The following is a 19,812-nucleotide window of genomic DNA, read 5'->3' as shown; positions in this document are numbered from 1 at the left end:
CGATGCCGACCATCGACGCCACACCCGGACCCTTCACCTTCGACCCCGCCACGACCGCCCTGGTCGTGATCGACATGCAACGCGACTTCCTGCTGCCCGGCGGCTTCGGCGAAAGCCTCGGCAACGACGTCGGCCGGTTGCGCCGCACCATCGAGCCGCTCGCCGCCCTGATGACCGCCTGGCGGGCCGCCGGCCTGCCGCTGATCCACACCCGCGAAGGCCACCTGCCCGACCTCTCCGACTGCCCGCCCGCCAAACTCCACCGCGGCGCCCCCAGCAAACGCATCGGCGACCCCGGCGCGTTCGGCCGCATCCTGATCCGCGGCGAATACGGCCACGACATCGTCGACGAACTCCAGCCGCTGCCCGGCGAAGCCGTCGTCGACAAACCCGGCAAGGGCGCCTTCTACGCCACCGAACTGCAGAACCTGCTCGACAAGGACGGCATCACCAGCCTGATCGTCACCGGCGTCACCACCGAGGTGTGCGTGCACACCACGGTCCGCGAGGCCAACGACCGCGGCTACGAATGCCTCGTGCCGGCCGACTGCGTCGGCTCCTACTTCCCCGAGTTCCAGCGCGTCGGGCTGGAGATGATCGCCGCGCAGGGCGGCATCTTCGGCTGGATCGCGGAATCACCCGCAGTGATCGAAGCCCTCCAGCTCGCCTCCCAGGAGAAGAAATGAGCGTAGAAGCAGCCAAACTGCCTTACTGGGTGCGCGGCGACACCAACGCGTTCTTCGGCTTCGGCGTGAACGTGCTGGTCAACGTCCTCACCCTCACCGGACTGTGCATCGGCGTGATCAACATGCCGGCGTCCGACGTCTTCGGCGTCATCCTGCCCGCCCTCGGCATCGCCCTGGTGCTCGGCAACCTCTACTACACCCACCTGGCCCGGCGGCTCGCCAAGAAGGAGAACCGCGACGACGTCACCGCCATGCCGTACGGGCCCAGCGTCCCGCACATGTTCATCGTCATCTTCGTGATCATGCTGCCGATCTACCTCACCACCAAGGACCCCCTCCGGGCCTGGACGGCCGGCATCGCCTGGGCGTTCATCATCGGCGTCATCGTGCTCATCGGCGCGTTCGTCGGCCCCTACATCCGCAAATACGCCCCCCGCGCCGCACTGCTCGGCACCCTCGCCGGCATCTCCATCACGTTCATCTCGATGAACCCGGCCGGCAACATGTGGCGAGCCGCCTGGATCGCCCTGCCCGTCTTCGGCATGCTGCTCGTCGGCCTGCTCACCGACGTCAAACTGCCCTACAACATCCCGATCGGCCTCGCCGCGCTGCTCGTCGGCACCGCGATCGGCTGGATCGGCGGCGCCATGTCCGTGCCGGACGTCACCGCCGCCGCCCGCGACATCGCCTTCGCCTTCCCGCACCTCAAATTCGACCTGCTCTTCGACGGACTGCGCGACATGGCGCCCCTGCTGGCCACCGCCATCCCCCTCGGCGTCTACAACTTCACCGAGGCGATGACCAACGTGGAAAGCGCCGCCACCGCCGGCGACCGCTACAACCTGCGCAGCGTCCTGCTCGCCGACGGCGCCGGCGCGGTCATCGGCTCCTGCCTCGGCTCGCCTTTCCCGCCCGCCGTCTACGTCGGGCACCCCGGCTGGAAGGCCGCCGGCGGCCGCACCGGCTACTCCCTGGCAACCGGCGCGGTCATCGCCCTGCTCTGCTTCTTCGGAATGTTCGGCCTGCTCGGCGCGATCTTCCCGACCCCCGCGATCGTGCCCATCCTGCTCTACATCGGCCTGCTCATCGGCGCCCAGGCGTTCCAGGCCACCCCACGAGCACACGCCGCCGCCGTCGTCGCCGCGCTGATACCCAACATCGCCGCCTGGGCCACCGGGCAGATGGACAACACCCTCGCCGCCGCCGGCACCACAGCCGCCGCCGTCGGCAACGAAGCGCTGGCCGGCGCCGGCGTCGTCTACGACGGCCTCAAAGTGCTCGGCTCCGGCGCCATCCTCGCCGGACTCGTGCTCGGCGCGATCGTCGTCTTCATCATCGACAAACGGTTCTGGCGCGCCGCGATCTTCTCCGCCACCGGGGCGCTGCTCACCTTCGTCGGGCTCATCCACGCCGAGAAGGTCCAGTGGAACGCCGACGGGCAGGTCACCCTCGGATATCTCTTCCTCACCGTGGTCTGCGTGCTCTTCGCCCTCGGCAAGCCCACCCCGCGGGTGCCCGAGCCCGGCGAGCCGCCGTCCTTCGAAGGCGAGGACGAGCCCGCCCCCGACGCCAAGGTCCCGGCCACCGCGGCGGCGTCCTGACCATGGAACGCGACATGCCCTCGGTCGTCGCGGAGGTGACCAGCGCGTTCGAGGCCTACGAGCACGCGCTGGTCACCAACGACGTGGACCGCATCCTCGGGTTCTTCACCGGAGACGCGGTGCGTTACGGCATCGCCGACCAGCAGAACGGCCTCGCCGAACAGGCCCGGTGGCGGCACGCCCAGGACCCGCTGCCACCCGGCCGCCGCCTCAAGGACACCCTCGTGCAGACCTTCGGCACCGACCTCGCCGTGGTCACCACCCTCTTCGGCTACCCCGGCGCCGACGTGCTCGGACGCCAGTCACAGACCTGGGTCCGCCTGGCCCCGACCGGCTGGCGCATCGTCACCGCCCACGTCTCCGAGCCCCAGCACCTCGCCGGACCCGAGCACCTCGCCGGACCCGAGCACCTCGCCGGACCCGAGCACCTCGCCGGACCCGAGCACCTCACCGGACCCCAGCGCTGAGCCGAACCCGTCAGACCTGGACCGCACCCGGGACATGTCCACCGCCCGGGTGCGGTCCACGAAATGCGGCTCCCGCATCTCCGTCGCCCGCAACGGCGCCAGCGTGCGGTCGATGCCCTCCATGATCAGCCGGGTCGCCTGCAACGCCTGCGCGCCCGATGTGCCGGACACCCCGGACAGATCCAGCACCTCCCCGAACCGCACGTGCACCACCGGCCGGCGCAGCAACGCCCGCGCCAGCGCCCGCAACGACCCCTTCGGCGCCGTGTAGGGCATCACCGCATGGGTGCCCCACTGCGCCACCGGCAGCACCGGCGCCCCCGACAACGCCGCCAGCCGCGCCGCCCCGGTCTTGCCGCGCTCCGGCCACATCCACGGATCCAGGCCGATCCGCCCCTCCGGATAGACCACCACGATCGACCGCTCCCGCAGCGCCGCCGCCGCGGCCGGCAACGCCTCCGCCACCCGAGACGTGTTTCGATCCACCCGGATGTGCCCGGACCGGCGCATGATCGACCCCGCGACCGGCGCCCGGAACACCCCACCCGTGGCCATGAACCGCGGCTGCAGACCCAGCCGCCGGCACGCCGCCGACACGATCGCCGGATCCACCGGGCTCACGTGGTTGGCCGCCAGGATCAGCGGGCCACGCCGCAACGCCTCGGGCACCGACCCGGACACCCGCAGCCGGCAGAACGGGAACACCAGCCCCGGCGCGATCGACAACAGGAACCGCCACACCCGCGGTGCCCGCCAGACCGCGTCGTCAGCCGGCGTCACGCAACTCCGCCAGCCGCGACTCGATCTCGGCCAGCTGCGCACGCAGCCGCTCCGCCTCCTGCTCCGCCTCGGCCCGCTCGGCCGACACGATGTGCTCCACCGCCTCCTGCACCCCCGGCACGTCGACCAGCGACACCATCCGCATCGCCTCGGCCGGGCGAATCACATAGGGCTTCGCCAGCGTCTTCGAACCCTGCGCGGCGGACACCGTCCACTCACCCTCGGCATAGGCCAGCGTCACGGTCAAACCCGGCGGCGTCTTCGCCTTTGCCGGCCGCGCCTGCTTGCGCGGCGGCGGCTTCTCCTCGGTCACCACCTCAGCCTGCCCGGAAGGCACCGGCGGCGACGGACGACGCGCGGGCGGCGGCTTGTCGATCACGAACTCCGGCTCCACCCGCGGCTCCGGCACCGGCGGCGGCTCCGGCTTACGCCGCGACGCCGCCGTCGCACCCCGCGGCGCCACCCGAAGATCGGCGGGGGCGAACGGCAACTCGTCACGCCCGAACTTCACCACCACCCACTCGTCGGACTCCGCCGGATCGGTCAGCCCCACCACCTGCCCGAGCTGCCCCGCGATCTGCCCCGCCGAATCGGTGAACACCACCTTGGGCCTGCGCCCCGCCGCCAGCCCCTCGCGCATCGTCGCCACGTCACCCTCGGACAAGCCGGCCACCACAACCCCCTACGTTCGAACGTCTGTATCAATGCTGTGGTCTTTCTATCAGCACCCACCGACAGGAACCCGATGACCCACCTGATCCTGATGTGCGGACTGCCCGGCGCCGGCAAAACCACCACCGCCCGCGAACTCGCCGACACCCTGCCCGCCGTGCGGCTCAGCCCCGACGAATGGCTCACCGCACTCGGCATGAGCATCTTCGACGGTCCCGCCCGAGAACGCACGGAACAGAAACTGTGGCAGCACGCCCAGGAACTCCTGCGACTGGGGCAGACCGTCATCCTGGAGAACGGCTTCTGGTCCGCCGCCGAACGCGACCACTACCGCGACACCGCCCGCACCCTGCACGCACGCGTCAGTCTCGTCTACCTCGACGCGCCGGCCCACACCCTCAAGGAACGCGTCCGGCACCGGCTCGACCCGGCCCTGATCGACGAGTTCACCACCATGTTCGAGGCGCCCACCGCGGCAGAGCTCGGCACCTACGACCCGCTGCCTAGCCCGGCCATCGGTGGGTGACGCAATACTCTCGGCCCGACGGATCCCGCAACGTTGTCCAGTTGCCCGGCACCCGGCGCACCACCTCAGCACCCAGCGACTCGTGCCACGCCACCGTCGCGGCCGGATTGGCCGCCGCCAGATCCAGATGCACGCCCGCCACCGCGCCGCCCGTGCGCTGGAACAACAACCGCAACGGCTGACCCGCACCGCGGACCAGACCCTCGAACTCCGGACGATCCACCGGCCGCCGCGCCCACCCCGTCAACGCCGCCCAGAAGCCCGTCTCACCGTCGAACACCGCCTCCGGGATGTCCAGGCACGCCTGATCCACCACGCTGTCGCGCACCGGCCGCGGCCGAACGTGCTCGCCGTGCCACCGCACCAGGCAGAACGGCAGACCGGCGGGGGAGCGCAACACCACCAGACCGTCCTCCGCGAGCACCACCACCGCACCCAGCTCCCGCGCCGCCGCGGCCGCCGCCACCACGTCATCCACATGCAGATCCAGGTGATTGCGCGGGGGACCGTCCCCGACCACCTGCACCCGCAGGAACGCGTCACCGTCCGCCGGCACCAGCGTCGCGAACCGGCCCTCGTCACGCCGCGCCGACAACGACGACCCCGTCACCGCCTGCCAGAACCCCTCAGCGCCGCGGTCCGGCGAGTCGATGAAACCGGTCACCCATGCGAGCATGTTCCCTCCCGAAACCCGAGGCCGAGTCCCTGAGGATGCCCCACCCGTGAAGATGCACGACGACCAGGTCGACATCCCGCCGCATCGCACCCCACGTGCCGGTCCAGGCCCCCGAACCACTCGCCCTCGGCGAGCCAGGGGAGGGGTACGCCGGATACTGGACCGCCTGGCAACGCGGCCGCGGCTGGACCCTCGTGCAGGCATCGGCGCCCTCTGGTACTGCCAGCGCACCAACCCCCGGATGGCCGCCACCGCCCACGACACCCTCACAGCACTGCTGGCGCCAGAATGACCAGACCGATCCCGATCAGCACCACCGGCAGCACCACATGACCCCAGCGGGACAACGTCCGGGCGATCGGCGGCCGCGTCGCCAGGAACCAGCCCGCCGCACACCACACCGCCACCCCGATCAGGAAGACGGTCACGAACACCGCCATGCCACCCACGCCGGCCACCGTGAACACCGGCACGTAGACGCCGACGTTGTCCCCGCCGTTCGCGAACGTCACCGCCGCGACCTGAAGAATCCCCGGCGAACCCGCCGCCTCCACCGAACCGTCCGAGCGACGAAACGCGGCTTTTATGCCGAGCGCCAGGGGGAGTAGCCCCAGAAACGGGATGACCGACTCCGGCAGCAAGCCCGCGCCCAGCGCCCCGGCGACCGCCGCCACCAGAATGCCCAGGAACCCCAGATACTGACCGGCCACCACCCGCCACCGGCCGCCCTGAGCGAAGAAGACCGCCAGCACCAGCAGATCGTCGACGTTCGTCACCGCGAACATGCCCACCGCCTGACCCACCAGCGACCACGACATGGCGACTACCTCCGGTGGCGGGCGGCCGATAATCTCCCCGGCATGACAACCGTGCTGATGATCTACGGCGGCGAAACGGCACCCGACGCCGGGGGCACCCGCACCGGCGGCACACCCCTGGCGCCCGCCGGCTTCACCTGGCCGGTCTGCTCGGTGTGCGACGGCAACATGCAGTTCCTCGGGCAGCTCGCCCTCGACGACGACGCGGCACTGCTGTCGGTGTTCATGTGCCAGAACGACCCCGGCCTCTGCGAGGAATGGGACCCGGACGCCGGCGGCAACCGCGCCTACGTCTTCCACGGCGACCTCACCCCGGCCACCGTTCCCGAGCACGGCGAGACCCGGCTCGAAGAGGTCTCCAGAATCGACCGGCACGAGGTCGACCAGGAGGACTACAACCAGGCCCGCGCCGCCTGGATCGGCGGCGGTGCATCCGGCCGCACGGTGCTCGGCAGCCTCGGCGGCGAACCCGCGTGGATCCAGATGGACGAGACACCGGAGTGCGGGCAGTGCGCCGACGACGGGCCCCCGATGACCTTCGTGGCACACCTCGAAGAAGGCCACGACCACAAGACGGCGATGAACTTCGGCGGCGGCCTGGGCTACGCCTTCCGCTGCACCGAACACAGCACCGCGAAGTTCCTCTGGCAGCAATAGATGTGGTTCCGCTGCCGGTGTCGGTGCGGCACGATCAGCGTGCTGCTCTCGGGCGAGCTGCGCAGAGACGATGAGGTCGTGCATCGCATCGACCATCTTCCAGGTCGATAATCAACATTATGTCAAGTAAAGCGGGTGGGCATGGCCAAGGACGCGAAAGCGATGGAACGCGGTGACATCCGCCTGGACGCCATCGCCGTGGACTATCTGAAGAAGGACGGCGTCGACTGGGGCCGGATGTTCTCCACCGTCGGCCTGCGCGTGCGGGGAAAGATTTTCGGTCTGGTCAACCACTCGGGACAGCTCATGGTCAAGATCCCCGCGGCCCGGGCGGACCAGCTGGTCGCCGGCGGTTCCCTGGAACGCGTCGAGATGGCCGGACGGGTCATGCGCGAATGGGTCGCGATGCCATATGAAGCCGGTGAGCCCGCCTGGCGCGAACTGCTCGACGAGGCATATCGCTATCTGGACGATATTACCCCAAGGTGACATTTACTGCATAATATGTCTTATGCAGCATGAAACAGGCGACGAGACGGTGGCCGGCCTGATCGGTGAGTTTCTGGCGGCCCGGGCGACGCGCAAGCCGTCGGTGCACACGCTGCAGGCGTACCGGCGGGATCTGCATTTGATCCTTGACCTGGTCGCCGACGGGCGGGACGCCGCGGCACTCCCCCTGGCCGACCTCTCCCCTCGCGTGCTCCGGGCGGCTTTCGCCCGATTCGCGGCGGACCGGGCGCCGGCGTCGGTGCACCGGGCCTGGTCGAGCTGGAACGCGTTCTTCACGTTCCTGGTGACCGACGGGGTGCTGCCGGGCAACCCGATGTCGGCGGTGGACAAGCCGCGGGTGGCGGCGCACTCCCCCAAGCCGTTGCGGGGTGAGGACACGCCGGAGCGGTTGCTCAGTGCGGTGGCGGCGGCCGACGAGCGCGTGCGTGATCCGTGGCCGGAGCGGGATCTGGTGGTGCTGGCGCTGGGCCTGTGTGCGGGGTTGCGGTTGTCGGAGTTGCTGGCGTTGCGGGTGGGGTCGTTTCAGGGGCGGCCCGGTGAGCGGCGGGTGGAGGTGGCCGGCAAGGGTGGGCGGCCGCGGTCGGTGCCGGTGGAGCCGGAGCTGGACGCGGTGGTGGAGGTTTATCTGGCGAGCCGGCGGTTGCGGGCCGGGCGGGGCACGGACGCGTTGCTGGTGGATCGTCGTGGTGAGCCGTTGCGGCGGGGTGGGCTGCAATATCTGGTGTCGTCGTGTTATCGGCGGGCGGGGATCGGTGATCGGGTGCCGCGGGGTGCGCAGTTGCACGCGTTGCGGCACACGTTCGCGACGCGGTTGGCGGAGGACGGTGCGAACGCGTCGGAGATCATGCGGTTGCTGGGGCATGCGTCGTTGACGACGTCGCAGAACTACATCGAGGTGACCTCGGAGCAGCAGCGCGCGGCGGTGCGGGCGAACCGCACCAACCGCGCGCTGGGTGGTCTGGGTGGGGTCAGGCCGGATTGAGTCAGGCCAGATTGAGGGCGACGTCGATGTTGCCGCGGGTGGCGTTGGAGTAGGGGCAGACCTGGTGGGCGGCTTCGAGGAGTTCGCGGCCCTGCTCGGGGGTGACGCCGGGGAGTTCGGCTTCGATGGTGGCGGTGAGGCCGAAGCCGCCCTGGCCGTTGGGGCCGATGCCGACGTCGACGGTGATGGCGGTGTCGGTGAGTTCGATCTTCTTGCTGCGGGCGACGAGTTTGAGGGCGCTGTGGAAGCAGGCGGCGTAGCCGGCCGCGAAGAGTTCCTCGGGGTTGGGCAGGGCGCCGCCGGGGCCGCCCATCTGCTTGGGGACGGCGAGGTCGAAGTCGAGGACGCCGTCGCTGGAGCGGACGTGCCCGCTGCGGCCGTCGCCGGTGGCGGTGGCTGAGGCGGTGTAGACGACCTGCATGGTGAGGTCCCCTTTCACAGGGAGTTGGTGTCCGCGGAGTCGCGGATGCGGCTGAGCAGGTGGTGCAGTTGGGTGAATTCGTCGATGGTGAGGTCGACGGCGCAGGCCAGGCGTGCGGGGAGGTCGGCGACCTGGCGCTGGAGTTGGCGGCCCTGTTCGGTGGGTGCGATCCAGACGGTGCGTTCGTCGTGGGTGCCGCGGGTGCGGTGCACGAGGCCTTGGGTTTCGAGGCGTTTGAGCAGGGGTGAGAGGGTGCCGCTGTCGAGGTGCAGGGCGTGGCCGAGGTCGCGGACGGTGATGGTGGCGCGGTGCCAGATGACGGTCATGGCGACGTATTGCGGGTAGGTGAGGCCGAGGGTGTCGAGGGCGGGCCGGTAGAGCGCGGTCATGGCTCGGGAGGCGGCGTAGAGGTCGAAGCAGACCATCCGTTCGAGTCCGGTGGTGTCGGTGGCCATGACGGGAACGGTAGTCCGCAATTCAGTTGTGCACAACTGAACGGTGGCGCGAGACACAGGGGCATGTGATCATCCGTTTGTGCCGGACATCCGATTTGTGCAGCTGGACCCTGCCGCCATGACCGCCCTGATCAACGGTGACCTGGCCGCCGCGAGCGCCGCGGCCGGCACTCCCCTCTCCCCCTTTCTGGTGGACGAGGCGTGGCTGTGGCGGATCCGCCGTGGTGACATCGCCCGGGATCCCACGGCCGCCGAGTGGGTCGCGCGGGCGGTGCAGGACGCCGCCACGGGTGTGGTGGTCGGGCATGCCGGGTTCCACGGGCCGCCCGAGGCGGACGGGACGGTGGAGGTGGCGTACACGGTCGATCCGGCGTTCCGGCGGCGCGGTTATGCCAGGGCGATGCTGGCGGCGCTGCTGGCGCGGGCGGAGGCGGATCCGCGGGTGCGGCTCGTGCGGGCCAGCATCCGGCCGGACAACGTGGGGTCGCTGGCCACGATCGCCCGGTTCGGGTTCCGCAAGATCGGTGAGCAGTGGGATCCGGAGGACGGCCTGGAGCACGTCTTCCAGCGGCCCGCGTGATTACAGGCCGGGCTGGCGGACGTGCACGACCAGGGGCCGGTGGTCGGAGATGCCGGCCTCCGGGTTGCGCACGTCGATGACCTCGCCGAGCGCTTTCGCGCCGCGCGGGTCCACGAGCACGTGGTCGAGTTGCGCCTTCGGCGTGGTGCTCGGGTACGTGGGCAGCCGCCCGAGTGGCTTCCAGCCGGTGAACGCCCGCACCGGCCCGGAGGGCATGTTCAGGTCGCCGAGCAGCACCCGGGGCGCGGGCAGCATCCGCAGTGCGCGGACGGCCGCGCGCAGCTGGCGCACGTTCCACCCGGGCACGAAGGACAGGTGGGTGGACGCCACGGTGACCGGCCCGGCGGGGCTGTCCACCACGGCCGCGATCAGCACCCGTGGCTCGTCCTTGAGCAGCACCAGGCCGCGGCCGGGGATGTAGACCGGTGACCGGACCGGCGCGGCGGGCAGCTGGGTGACCTGCCAGCGGCGCACCGGCCAGCGGCTGACCAGGGCGATGCCGTAGAGCGGGTGGGCGTTGTCGTCGTCGCTGCGCCAGGGCTGCCAGGTCTCCCCCGGCGTGCCGACCACGGCGGCGGCGAAGCGGTGCACGGGCGCGCCGAGGGCTTCGGCGGCGATCGCGGTCAGGTCGAGGTGGCCGCTGCGGGGCTGGGCGCGGTCGACCTCCTGCAGGGCGAGGATGTCGGCGTCGAGGCCGGCGACCGCTGCGGCGACACGCTCGGCGTGCACGGCGCCGTCGGAGAGGGATCTGCCGTGCAGCAGGTTGAAGGTCGCCAGGCGCACGGCCTCGACCCTAGCGGTTGCGGATCCAGGGGTAAGAATGGGCGCATGAGTGACGAGCTGGCGGAGTTGATCGGGCGGCTGGCGGAGCAGGAGCGTCGGCTGACGTTCGACCGCTTCGACAACGGCGACGCGTGGGCGCTGGGTTGCCTGCTGGTGGACCTGGCGACCGGGCGGGACCTGCCGGTCGCGGTGGACATCCGCCGGGGCGCTCAGCAACTGTTCCATGCCGGGTTGCCGGGCAGTGTGGCGGACAACGACGAGTGGATCCGGCGCAAGGTGCGGGTGGTGGAGCGGTACGGGGCGTCGTCCTATCTGGTCGGGCGGCGGCTGGCCGCGCAGGGCAAGGATCTCGATGCCGGCATGGGCGTGGATCCGGCGGACTACGCGGCGCACGGTGGCGCGTTCCCGATCCGGGTGCCGCATGTGGGTGTGGTCGGTGTGGTGACCGTGTCGGGGTTGCCGCAGGCCGACGATCACGCCCTGGTGGTGGAGGCGATCGAGGCGTACCTGTCGGACGACTGACCCCGTGGGTCAGGCGGCGTAGGCCTGGGAGAGCTTGGCGCCCTGCACGTCGGTGACGGCGAGGCGGGAGGCCATCGTGCTGCGGCCGGCGATCTGGGCGGCGTAGGCGGCGCGGCGGCGGGCGACGCAGCCGTCGTTCTTGGCGGCGTCGTTCTCCTGCTGCTCCATGTGGGTGGTGAGGCCGTCCTTGAGCAGGGCGAGGGCCTCGGTGCGCAGCTGCGACACGCGTGACTCGGTGACGCCGAGCTCGCCGGCGACCTCGGAGAGCGGGCGCTCCTGCAGGAAGGAGGCCTCGACCACGAAGCGCAGCCGCTCGGGCAGCACGGCGACGGCGTCGTGCAGGTAGCCGATGCGCTCGCGGTGCAGCAGCATCTCCTCCGGGTTCATGGAGGCGTCGGTGACCATGTCCTCGGCGGCGCCGGTGGTGAAGCCCTGCAGGGACAGGACGGCGGCGCGCTGCACGTCGTCGTCGACGCCGGCCAGCTCGTTGACCCCGACGCCGAGCAGCTCGGCGAGCTCCTCCTGGGTGGGGGTGCGGCCCAGCTTGGTGGTGAGCTCCTGGCGGGCGGTGTCGGCGCGGCGGGCGCGGGCCCGGACCGAGCGGGTGGCCCAGTCCATCGAGCGCAGCTCGTCGAGCAGGCCCCCGCGGACCCGCATGGCGGCGAAGCGGCCGAACGGGATGCCGCGCTGCGGGTCGAAGCCCTGGGCGGCGGTGACCAGGGCGGCGTAGCCGGCCGAGGCGAGGTCGTCGCGGTGCACGTGGGCGGGAACCTTGAACAGCATCTCGCGGACCATGTGGCCGACCAGAGCCATGTTGTCGCGGATCAGGGTCTCCTGCTCGCGGGTGACGGTCCTGGCGGTGGCGGTCGTTGCGGTCATGGCTGGTTCCCCCTCGTGGTCGTCGCCGCTGTCCGGCTGACGGAGGGAACTTTTCGTTGCGCAGGGTGCAGCTACCGGTTACGGATGGTTGCCGGTTGGTTGCACTCGAAATTGCCGAGCAGAAGTTCTTAAGCGAGGAGCCAGCCGTTGTCGCCGGCCAGGCGGACCGCTTCGGCCCGGGTGCGGGCGCCGGTCTTGCCGATCGCCGAGGACAGGTGATTGCGCACGGTGCCCTCGGACAGGTGCAGGTCACGGGCGATGTCGGCGACCGTGCCGCCGTCCGACGCGGAGCGCAGCACGTCGGCCTCGCGCTCGGTCAGCGGGGAGTCGCCCTGGGCCAGGGACTGGGCGGCCAGCGCCGGGTCGACCACCCGCAGGCCCTCGTGGACGCGGCGGACGGCGTCCGCGAGCTGTCGGGCCGGGGTGTCCTTCACGATGAACCCACCCGCCCCGGCGGCCATCGCCTGTCGCAGGTAGCCGGCCCGGCCGAAGGTGGTGACCATCAGGATCCGCACGGCCGGGGCGGCGGCCTTGAGCGCGCGGGCGGCGGCCACCCCGTCCAGGCCGGGCATCTGGACGTCGAGCAGGGCGACGTCGACGGCGCCGGCCTGCGCGGCGGCGACCACCTCGTCGCCACGGCCGACCTCGGCGACCACCTGCAGGTCGGGTTCCATGTCCAGCAGGGCGGCCATCGCGCCCCGGACCAGGGCCTGGTCGTCGGCGAGCAGCAGGCGGATCACGATGACGGCACCTCCACGCGTACCCGGAAACCGGGTTTGTCCTTGCGGGCGCCCACCGTGAGGGTGCCGCCCAGCTCTTCCGCACGGCGCCGCAGGCCGGTCAGGCCCTGGCCGTCGTTCTTGTCCGCGCCGGAACCCACGCCGTCGTCGAGGATCTCCACGCTGCCCGGGCCGAGACGCACCTCGGCGCGGGTGGCGCGGGCGTGCCGGACGATGTTGGTGACCGCCTCCCGGATGGTCCAGGCGAACAGCTCGCGCACCCGGGTCGGCACCTCGTCGGCCGCGCCCGGCAGGTCCGCCTCGACGTTCGCCGCGGCGAGGGCCTCGCGGGCGGCGGCGATCTCCCCGGGCAGCGAGATGCCGCGCACGCCCAGCGCGGTGGCCCGCACGTCGGCGAGGGCGTCGCGGGCCAGGCCCTCCAGGTCACGCAATTCGATGCGGGCGCGGTCCAGGTCGACGTCGAGCAGCCGCTGGGCGAGCTCGGCCTTGACGGTCACCACGGTCAGCGAGTGGCCGAGGATGTCGTGCAGGTCGGCGGCGATCCGGGCGCGCTCATTTTGCACGGCCAGGGTGGCGAGTTCCTCCTGCGCGACCATCAGCCGCCGCTGCCGTTCGCCGGCCAGCCGGATGCCGTAGGTCGCCAGCGCGCCGAGCAGGGCGGCCAGGCCGTAGCCGTTGTCCTCCCAGCCCGGCACGAACCGCGACAGCAGCTCGGTGCCGATCACCAGGACACCGGCGAACGGCGCGGCGACCGCCAGCGGCAGCGACGCCACGGCGGTCGCCGAGATGTAGGTGATGCAGGTCAGCGCGTGGAAGCCGGCGCCGGGGACCTGCGCCCCGAACAACGCCAGCTGCACCAGCAGCACCAGCCCCACCCGGGACCGGGGAGCACCGCGGCGCACCGAGCGCAGCACGACCAGCCCGCCCAGGTACGCCACCGCGAACCCGGCCAGCGCCACCAGCCCGACGTCCCGCTCCCAGCCGTCCGGGCGGCGCAGCAGCGCGGAGAGGCTCTCGTTCAGATAGAACAGCCACACCGCCGCGAAGAGCCAGCCGTAGCGGAACTCGCGCATGTCTACAGAACCTACAAGCGCTCAGACCCGGGCGGTGTCGCGGCGGAAGCGCCACATCGCGCCGGCGGCGAACAACCCGGTCCACACCACCACGTTCAGCGCCGCGAGCCACAGGTTGCCGTCGTGGGTCAGCGGGTAGCGGGCGATCTCGCCGACCCCGTACACCGGGGTGAACTTCGCGATCGTCGCGAACGTGTGCCCGAGCGAGTCGACCGGCACGAACAGGCCACCGGCGAAGGACAGCACGGCGAGCACCGGGCCCAGGATCTGCATCACGTTCTCGCTCGGCAGCAGGTAGCCCATGAACAGGCCGAACGCCGCGAACACCAGTGCGCACACCCAGGCCAGCACGCCACACTCGACCCACGCGGCCGCGGGCAGCTCGGCGCCGGCCAGCGCACCCACCGCGAACGCCACCACCACCGACACCAGGCCGATCACCATGGCCAGCACCAGCTTGACCGCGATGTACGCGACCGGGCGCAGCGGAGTCAGCCGCAGCTGCCGCGACCAGCCGGCCGCCCGTTCGATGGAGACCATCGCGCCGCCGCTGGTGGTGGCCAGCATCGCGCCGTAGACGGCCATGCTGACCAGGATGTAGCCGGTGACGTTGCCGCCGCCGACCCGTTCCGCCCGCGATGAGGCGTTGGTGCCGAACAGCAGGAAGAACACCGCCGGCATGACCAGCGTGAAGATCACGGTGCGCCGGTTGCGGATCATCCGGCGCAGTTCGAGTCTGATCAGGGCGGGCGAGAAGCCCCCGGCTCTCGGCAGGGTCCGTGCGGGCAGAACGGTCATCACGCCTCCTCGGCGGTCAGCGTCAGGAAGGCCTCTTCGAGGTTCCGCGACGTGATTTCAAGATCTCGCGCCGGTGTCGACGTGAGCAGGTGCCGGGCGACCGGGTCGGTGTCCCGCGCGTGCAGATAGACGGTGTCGCCGCGAACCTCGGCGGATTCGACCCCCTCGATTCTCGACAGGATCTCGGTCGACGCCCCCGGCCAGGTGGCCCGGATCGTCCGGCCGCTGGCCAGCGCCTTGACCTCGGCCGCGGTGCCGTCCGCGACCACCCGGCCCTTGCGCACGAACACCACCCGGTCCGCGTACGCGTCGGCCTCCTCCAGGTAGTGCGTGGCGAAGATGACGGTGCGGCCGCCGCCCGCGTCCTGCCGGATCGCGGTCCAGAAGTCGTGCCGGCCGCTGACGTCCATGCCGGTGGTCGGCTCGTCCAGGATCAGCAGCTCCGGGTCGGGCAACAGCGCCATCGCGAACCGCAGCCGCTGCTGCTGCCCGCCCGAGCACTTGCCGACCAGCCGCTTGCGGATCTCGGTGAGCCCGGCCCGCTCGAGCGCGGCGGACACCTCGGCGGGCCCACGGCCGAACAACACCGCGGTCACCCGCACGGTCTCCTCGACCGTGTAGTCCTTGAGCAGCCCGCCGGTCTGCATCACGGCGGACACCAGGCCGAGCGCGACCGCTTCCTGCGGGGCGCGGCCATAGACGTGCACCTGCCCGTCGGTGGGCCGGGACAGGCCGAGCAGCATGTCGACGGTGCTGGTCTTGCCGGCGCCGTTCGGGCCGAGCAGGGCGACCACCTCGCCGGGGCGGATGGTCAGGCTGATCCCGTCCACGGCGGTGACCGCGCCGAACCGCTTGACCACGCCGTCCAGGTCGACGGCGAGCTGACCGGCGGTCGTCGCCGGAGAGATAGCTGTAAGGGTCATGTATCGATGGTCAGCCGCGCCGGGCCCGCCGGGCTGGTCCGGTCGTCACGACTCGCCCATGACATCTGTCAGGTGCGGGCGGCCTTGACGATCCAGTTCTCGCGGCCCGGCTCGGTGCGGCCGGTGCACCACAGCAGATCCGCCGGCTGGTCCGGGAACAGCCGCGCCAGCACCGCCTCCGACAACGCGGCCGGCAGCTCCCACGGCACGCCCAGGCCCTGGGTGATGTCCCAGGTGTGCACCAGCATCTCGTTGACGCCCAGCGCGGCGAACCCGCCCGCGTCGGTCGGCCCCCAGTGCCAGCCCCGGTCCGCCGGATCCGCGGCGTCGACCGCGCGGGCCAGCAGCTCGGCGCTCGCCTCGATGATCGTGACGATCTGCGCCGGCGTCGCCTCGTCGCGCACGGTCAGGTCCAGCGGCAGGTATTCGCCGGTCACCCGCCCGGCCACCTGATGCGCATAGGCGATCAGGTCGTGGGCGATGTGGATGCCCGTCGCCCGGCACGTCCACTCCAGCTTCCCGGCGCGCACCGACCAGTCCCGGCCGGTCAGCGGGCGCAGCACCGCCGAGATCTCGCCTGCGGCTTCACGGATCACACCGGCTCCCATCGTTCGAACACGCTCTCCAGCACACCCTCGCCGCGGGTCAGCCCCGGCAGCCGCAACCGCAATTCGTGCACCTTCGCCGCCGGCACCTCACCGTCGATCACCCCGCGCGACGAAGTCGCCAGCGGCACCCCGCGCAGCTGACCCAGCACCGGCAGCACCGCGGTCACCGTGTCCGCCGGCACCTCCAGCCGCAGCGCGTGGATCGGCTCGCACACCCGCGTCCCGGCCGCCACCAGCGCCTCGTGCAGCACCAGCGGCGTCAGGTGGCGGAAGTCCCCGGCCGTGCTCGACATGCTCTTGTCGAACGTGCCGTGCGCGTGACTCTGCCGCGCCCAATACCCGGAATGCGTCATCGTCACCGCGCAGTCGGTCACCTCCCAGCCGTGCAGCCCGTCCCGCAAGGCGAGCGGGATGGTCTCCTGCACCGCCCGGAAGAACGAATAAGGCATCGACCCCAGCTCCACCCCGAGCGCGAAGGTCACCCCGGAACCGGGCGGCAGCGGCTCCACCCGCAGACCGACGGTCGCGAGATAGGGATTCGGATCAACCCCGATCATCCGGTACGCGGCCCCGCCCGCAACCGGCCTCTCGATGCAGATCGTGGTGCTGTCCCGGAAGGTGACGCGCACGCCGTACTCGTCGGCGAGGGTGGCCTGGATGACCTCCTTCTGCACCTCGCCGTAGAGCGAGACGGTGTCGTCCGGCCGCAGGTCGATCAGCGGATCCTGCTCGGCGAGCTGGGCCAGCGCCGCGTGCATCGCACCCTTCTGCGCGGGGTCCACCGCCTCCACGACCGCGGCCAGCGACGGCGGCGAGAAATGTTCCTGCCGGCCGGTTCGCGCGGCGCCGACCGGATCGCCGATCCGCGCCGCGGTCAGCCCGCGCACCAGCCCGATCTCACCGGCCGTCAGCTCCGGCCGCCGGGTCGCCGCGCCGCCGCCGAACACCGCGATGCCGGTGACCTTCTCGCCCGCCACCCGTTCCCGCTCGGCCAGGCGGCCGGCGAACATCCGCACGTAGGCCAGCTTTTCACCGGCCGGGCCGCGCTCGACCTTGAACACCGTCCCGGACGCCGCCGCGTCCCGGTCGCCGGTCGCCGGCGGCAGCAGGGTGGTGATGCCGGTGACCAGCTCGTCGATGCCGGCGCCGGTGATCGCCGACCCGAAGAACACCGGGTGCACGACCGCGTCGCGGGTCTGCCGGACCAGCGCCGGCCACGGATCCGCCGGCCGGCCCTCGACGAAGGCGGCGAGCAGGTCGTCGTCGCGTTCGGCGAGCACGTCCAGCGGCGGCGCCTGCGCCTGCACCCGGGCGTGCCGGGCGCCGAGGTCACCGACCGTGGTCATCGGGACGATCGCCGGGGTCAGCCGCTCGCCGATCTCCCGCAGCAGCGGTACGTCGCGCGCCCCGGTGCGGTCGATCTTGTTGACGAAGATCAGATAGGGCAGCCGCAGGCGGTGCAGGGTGCGCGCGAGCACCCGGGTCTGCGCCTGCACGCCCTCCACCGCGGAGAGCACCAGGACCACCCCGTCGAGGACGCCGAGGACCCGCTCGACCTCGGCGATGAAGTCCGGGTGGCCGGGGGTGTCGATCAGGTTGACGGCGCGGCCGGCCAGGTCGAACGACACCACCGCGGACCGGATGGTGATGCCGCGGCGTCGCTCGAGCTCGAGCGAGTCGGTGCGGGTGCTGCCGTGGTCGACGCTGCCGATCTCGTCGATCACACCGGCGGTGTGCAGCAGCCGCTCGGTGAGGCTGGTCTTACCGGCGTCGACGTGCGCGAGGATGCCGAGGTTGAGCGAAGTCAAGCGTCATGTCCCTTGCTGAGGAGGTGGTTCCTTCCCGGATGGACATCGACGCTGCTCGCACTGGCTTCTCCTTCGATTCGACTCGCTGTCAAGGGCACCCTGCCCCGCCCGGACCGGGCGGGGCAACCGAATTACGCCCCGCGCTCGGCCTGGCTGCGCTCGATGCAGAACTCGTTGCCGGCCGGGTCGGCGAGCACCACCCAGCCGGTCCCGTCCGGCTTGCGCTGGTCGTCGACGAGCTTCGCGCCGAGCCCGATGAGCCGGTCGACCTCCTCGTCGCGGGCCGAGTCCGGCTGCAGGTCGAGGTGCACCCGGTTCTTCAGCGTCTTCGCCTCCGGCACCCGGATGAACAGCAGCGGATGCGACCCGGTCACCAGCGTCTCGTCGTCGCCAGGTGCGCACTCCGGGTGCACGACCCGCCGAGCCCCAGCGGGCCGGTCAGTCGCCGACGCAATGCAGTTCCAGGGACGGATGCGCGCGCCACTCGGCGGCCAGGGCGCGGACCGCGGCGATGACGTCCCGGCGGTCCGGGGCCGGGTCGGTCGCGGCGACCTCGGCGAACAGGTCGAGGTCCGCGTCCATCCGGCCCAGGTCGGCCGGGTCGAGCACGGTGTCCGCCCACGGGGAGATCAGGCCGAACAGCTGCAGCCGCTCCGGGCCGGCCGCGTCGACCAGACCGATCAGCACGTCGACGTCGAAGTCCACGACCCGGCCCCGGGCGACCGCCTCGTTCCACCACGCCGCTTCCGTCTCGCGCTGCGCCCGGCGCTCGGCCCGGGTCAGCCGCTTCGACCGCACCGCCCGCGGCGGCTCCCGCAACACCAGCAGCAGGCCCATCAGGAAAGACCCAGCAGCGGAGCGGCGCGGCGGGGCGTGCCGATGGCATCGGTGGAGTCGACCGCCTGGTCGACCGTGCCCGCGATCACCGGCACCCGGTCGTGCCGCAGCCCGGGCGCGTCGATCAGCCGGCGCAGCTCCGGGTCGGTGATCGCCGCGCACAGCGCCACCGTGAACCGGTCCGCGCCGACCACCCGGATGTCGCGGGCGAAGTATTGCCGCGGCGCCGGATCGACCGCCTCGGCCAGGCCCAGCGCGTTGGTCGCCGCGCCGACCAGGGACGCCGCGGCGACCAGCGCCGACTCCCGCTCCCGCCAGTCGTCGGCCCGCAGCGCCGCGGTCAGCAGCGGCCCCACCGACGAGGCGAGCGGCAGCGACGCGAACCCGCGGCCCAGCCACTTCGCATAGGGCGCCCAGCGGCGCGACACCAGGAACGCCAGCCGGACCAGCTCCCGGGACAGCCGGGCGGCCAGCAGCCGGGAGCCGAGGTCGTCGCCGGTCGAGCCGGCGCGGCCGACGAATGCTTCCTCCTGCGCCACCTTCAGCCACCCGGCCGCCAGCGCGTACCGCCAGACGTCGTCCGGGTACCAGGTCAGCGCCGCCCGCCGCACCGCCAGCTCACCGCCGGGATCGTGGAACACCGCCCCCGCGGTCAGCGACGCCAGCACCTGCGTCGGCGCGGTCAGCCAGTCGGCGACCGTCAGGCCGTCCGCCGGATCCACGCCGAGCTGCCCGGCGAAATACGCGCCGGCCTCCCCCGGCCGGAAGATCATCACCCGCGAGCCGTAATCGTGATCGGCGGACACCTCGTCGTCGTAGCCGAGAACCTCCGATCCCGGGCCGATCAGCGCGGCCGCGTGCGGCACGCCGGCCAGCCCGGGCGCCACCTCGCCGAGGTAGTGCTCCCGAGCCAGCTCGATCCCGACACCCACCACGGAAAGATAATCTTCGCCGGGATGTCGAGCACAATGATTTAGCTTCGTCCCCGGGGTGAGAGTCAGCAACGAAGG

At 71.7% G+C, this 19,812-nt stretch carries 24 protein-coding genes and 2 pseudogenes; 9 read left to right on the top strand and 17 right to left on the bottom strand.

The window, feature by feature from the left end; translation table 11 throughout:
* Nucleotides 1–2: 2 nt before the first annotated feature.
* The 3 genes from ACZ6TI_RS14880 to ACZ6TI_RS14870 are packed head-to-tail and all read left to right on the top strand — an operon-like array spanning nucleotide 3 to nucleotide 2,754.
* A complete protein-coding gene (locus ACZ6TI_RS14880; protein WP_465345579.1) occupies nucleotides 3–686 on the top strand; it encodes a cysteine hydrolase family protein in 684 nt (227 codons plus the stop codon).
* Nucleotides 683–2,287, top strand: coding sequence for a regulator (locus ACZ6TI_RS14875; protein WP_465345578.1), 1,605 nt, complete (start codon nucleotides 683–685; stop codon nucleotides 2,285–2,287). Before ACZ6TI_RS14880 ends, ACZ6TI_RS14875 begins: the two co-directional genes overlap by 4 nt.
* A 2-nt stretch (nucleotides 2,288–2,289) precedes the next feature.
* Nucleotides 2,290–2,754 (top strand): AtzH-like domain-containing protein, encoded by a 465-nt coding sequence (locus ACZ6TI_RS14870; RefSeq protein WP_465345577.1) that lies wholly within the window; start codon nucleotides 2,290–2,292, stop codon nucleotides 2,752–2,754.
* A gap of 15 nt (nucleotides 2,755–2,769) precedes the next feature.
* Here ACZ6TI_RS14870 and ACZ6TI_RS14865 read toward each other — a convergent pair.
* Both ACZ6TI_RS14865 and ACZ6TI_RS14860 read right to left on the bottom strand, forming a co-directional pair.
* Nucleotides 2,770–3,534, bottom strand: a pseudogene (locus tag ACZ6TI_RS14865) (lysophospholipid acyltransferase family protein); the annotation flags it as partial.
* Nucleotides 3,521–4,174 carry a hypothetical protein gene (locus tag ACZ6TI_RS14860; protein ID WP_465345906.1) on the bottom strand — a complete coding sequence of 218 codons (654 nt, stop codon included), beginning with the start codon at nucleotides 4,172–4,174 and terminating at the stop codon, nucleotides 3,521–3,523. The pseudogene ACZ6TI_RS14865 and the gene ACZ6TI_RS14860, both read right to left, overlap by 14 nt.
* 105 nt (nucleotides 4,175–4,279) lie before the next feature.
* Here ACZ6TI_RS14860 and ACZ6TI_RS14855 point away from each other — a divergent pair, with 105 nt between their 5' ends.
* Nucleotides 4,280–4,732, top strand: coding sequence for a P-loop nucleotide/nucleoside kinase family protein (locus ACZ6TI_RS14855; RefSeq protein WP_465345576.1), 453 nt, complete (start codon nucleotides 4,280–4,282; stop codon nucleotides 4,730–4,732).
* Here the strand turns inward: ACZ6TI_RS14855 and ACZ6TI_RS14850 are convergent.
* Nucleotides 4,710–5,396, bottom strand: a complete 687-nt coding sequence (locus ACZ6TI_RS14850) for a VOC family protein (protein ID WP_465345575.1) — start codon at nucleotides 5,394–5,396, stop codon at nucleotides 4,710–4,712. The two genes, ACZ6TI_RS14855 and ACZ6TI_RS14850, sit on opposite strands and share 23 nt — an antisense overlap.
* Before the next feature lie 278 nt (nucleotides 5,397–5,674).
* Nucleotides 5,675–6,226 (bottom strand): cadmium resistance transporter, encoded by a 552-nt coding sequence (locus tag ACZ6TI_RS14845; RefSeq protein ID WP_465345574.1) that lies wholly within the window; start codon nucleotides 6,224–6,226, stop codon nucleotides 5,675–5,677.
* A gap of 42 nt (nucleotides 6,227–6,268) precedes the next feature.
* On the opposite strand from ACZ6TI_RS14845, the gene ACZ6TI_RS14840 reads away from it, so the two are divergent.
* From ACZ6TI_RS14840 to ACZ6TI_RS14830, 3 genes are all read left to right on the top strand, one after another.
* Complete coding sequence (locus ACZ6TI_RS14840; RefSeq protein WP_465345573.1) at nucleotides 6,269–6,883, top strand: hypothetical protein; 615 nt, start codon at nucleotides 6,269–6,271, stop codon at nucleotides 6,881–6,883.
* A 141-nt stretch (nucleotides 6,884–7,024) separates the two neighbouring features.
* The gene (locus tag ACZ6TI_RS14835; RefSeq protein WP_465345572.1) at nucleotides 7,025–7,372 is read left to right on the top strand and encodes a TfoX/Sxy family protein; all 348 of its coding nucleotides are present in this window, start codon (nucleotides 7,025–7,027) and stop codon (nucleotides 7,370–7,372) included.
* Nucleotides 7,373–7,394: 22 nt separating this feature from the next.
* Complete coding sequence (locus ACZ6TI_RS14830; protein ID WP_465345571.1) at nucleotides 7,395–8,375, top strand: tyrosine-type recombinase/integrase; 981 nt, start codon at nucleotides 7,395–7,397, stop codon at nucleotides 8,373–8,375.
* Nucleotide 8,376: 1 nt separating this feature from the next.
* On the opposite strand, the gene ACZ6TI_RS14825 is transcribed toward ACZ6TI_RS14830, so the two are convergent.
* The gene (locus tag ACZ6TI_RS14825; RefSeq protein ID WP_465345905.1) at nucleotides 8,377–8,796 is read right to left on the bottom strand and encodes an organic hydroperoxide resistance protein; all 420 of its coding nucleotides are present in this window, start codon (nucleotides 8,794–8,796) and stop codon (nucleotides 8,377–8,379) included.
* A 14-nt stretch (nucleotides 8,797–8,810) separates the two neighbouring features.
* Nucleotides 8,811–9,251, bottom strand: coding sequence for a MarR family winged helix-turn-helix transcriptional regulator (locus ACZ6TI_RS14820; RefSeq protein WP_465345570.1), 441 nt, complete (start codon nucleotides 9,249–9,251; stop codon nucleotides 8,811–8,813).
* Nucleotides 9,252–9,369: 118 nt separating this feature from the next.
* Between ACZ6TI_RS14820 and ACZ6TI_RS14815 the strand changes: the two genes are divergently transcribed.
* Complete coding sequence (locus ACZ6TI_RS14815) at nucleotides 9,370–9,831, top strand: GNAT family N-acetyltransferase (protein WP_465345569.1); 462 nt, start codon at nucleotides 9,370–9,372, stop codon at nucleotides 9,829–9,831.
* On the opposite strand, the gene ACZ6TI_RS14810 is transcribed toward ACZ6TI_RS14815, so the two are convergent.
* Nucleotides 9,832–10,614, bottom strand: a complete 783-nt coding sequence (locus ACZ6TI_RS14810; protein ID WP_465345568.1) for an endonuclease/exonuclease/phosphatase family protein — start codon at nucleotides 10,612–10,614, stop codon at nucleotides 9,832–9,834. It lies immediately after the preceding gene.
* 45 nt (nucleotides 10,615–10,659) lie between these two features.
* On the opposite strand from ACZ6TI_RS14810, the gene ACZ6TI_RS14805 reads away from it, so the two are divergent.
* On the top strand, nucleotides 10,660–11,136 hold the full coding sequence (locus ACZ6TI_RS14805) for a heme-degrading domain-containing protein (RefSeq protein ID WP_465345567.1): 477 nt from the start codon (nucleotides 10,660–10,662) through the stop codon (nucleotides 11,134–11,136).
* Between the two features lie 9 nt (nucleotides 11,137–11,145).
* On the opposite strand, the gene ACZ6TI_RS14800 is transcribed toward ACZ6TI_RS14805, so the two are convergent.
* The 10 genes and pseudogenes from ACZ6TI_RS14800 to ACZ6TI_RS14755 all read right to left on the bottom strand — a co-directional run bounded on the left by ACZ6TI_RS14800 (nucleotide 11,146) and on the right by ACZ6TI_RS14755 (nucleotide 19,734).
* Nucleotides 11,146–12,015 (bottom strand): sigma-70 family RNA polymerase sigma factor, encoded by an 870-nt coding sequence (locus tag ACZ6TI_RS14800; RefSeq protein WP_465345566.1) that lies wholly within the window; start codon nucleotides 12,013–12,015, stop codon nucleotides 11,146–11,148.
* A 128-nt stretch (nucleotides 12,016–12,143) separates the two neighbouring features.
* Nucleotides 12,144–12,755, bottom strand: coding sequence for a response regulator transcription factor (locus ACZ6TI_RS14795; protein ID WP_465345565.1), 612 nt, complete (start codon nucleotides 12,753–12,755; stop codon nucleotides 12,144–12,146).
* Nucleotides 12,752–13,828, bottom strand: coding sequence for a sensor histidine kinase (locus ACZ6TI_RS14790; protein WP_465345564.1), 1,077 nt, complete (start codon nucleotides 13,826–13,828; stop codon nucleotides 12,752–12,754). Before ACZ6TI_RS14790 ends, ACZ6TI_RS14795 begins: the two co-directional genes overlap by 4 nt.
* Before the next feature lie 21 nt (nucleotides 13,829–13,849).
* Nucleotides 13,850–14,626, bottom strand: coding sequence for an ABC transporter permease (locus ACZ6TI_RS14785; protein WP_465345563.1), 777 nt, complete (start codon nucleotides 14,624–14,626; stop codon nucleotides 13,850–13,852).
* The gene (locus ACZ6TI_RS14780; protein ID WP_465345562.1) at nucleotides 14,626–15,549 is read right to left on the bottom strand and encodes an ABC transporter ATP-binding protein; all 924 of its coding nucleotides are present in this window, start codon (nucleotides 15,547–15,549) and stop codon (nucleotides 14,626–14,628) included. Before ACZ6TI_RS14780 ends, ACZ6TI_RS14785 begins: the two co-directional genes overlap by 1 nt.
* Before the next feature lie 68 nt (nucleotides 15,550–15,617).
* Nucleotides 15,618–16,145: a maleylpyruvate isomerase family mycothiol-dependent enzyme gene (locus ACZ6TI_RS14775; RefSeq protein WP_465345561.1), complete on the bottom strand. Its 528-nt coding sequence runs from the start codon at nucleotides 16,143–16,145 to the stop codon at nucleotides 15,618–15,620.
* Entirely contained in the window at nucleotides 16,142–17,965 is a 1,824-nt protein-coding gene (locus tag ACZ6TI_RS14770; protein ID WP_465345560.1) for a GTP-binding protein, read from the bottom strand. Before ACZ6TI_RS14770 ends, ACZ6TI_RS14775 begins: the two co-directional genes overlap by 4 nt.
* Nucleotides 17,966–18,096: 131 nt before the next feature.
* Nucleotides 18,097–18,369, bottom strand: a pseudogene (locus tag ACZ6TI_RS14765) (VOC family protein); the annotation flags it as partial.
* 34 nt (nucleotides 18,370–18,403) lie between these two features.
* A complete protein-coding gene (locus ACZ6TI_RS14760; protein ID WP_465345559.1) occupies nucleotides 18,404–18,802 on the bottom strand; it encodes a hypothetical protein in 399 nt (132 codons plus the stop codon).
* On the bottom strand, nucleotides 18,802–19,734 hold the full coding sequence (locus tag ACZ6TI_RS14755) for a DUF4037 domain-containing protein (RefSeq protein ID WP_465345558.1): 933 nt from the start codon (nucleotides 19,732–19,734) through the stop codon (nucleotides 18,802–18,804). Before ACZ6TI_RS14755 ends, ACZ6TI_RS14760 begins: the two co-directional genes overlap by 1 nt.
* Nucleotides 19,735–19,812: the final 78 nt, after the last annotated feature.

Source organism: Actinoplanes sp. NPDC051388 (assembly GCF_055586225.1).
The sequence above is the reverse complement of the archived record's forward strand: the minus strand, read 5'-3'. Positions and strand labels throughout refer to the sequence as shown.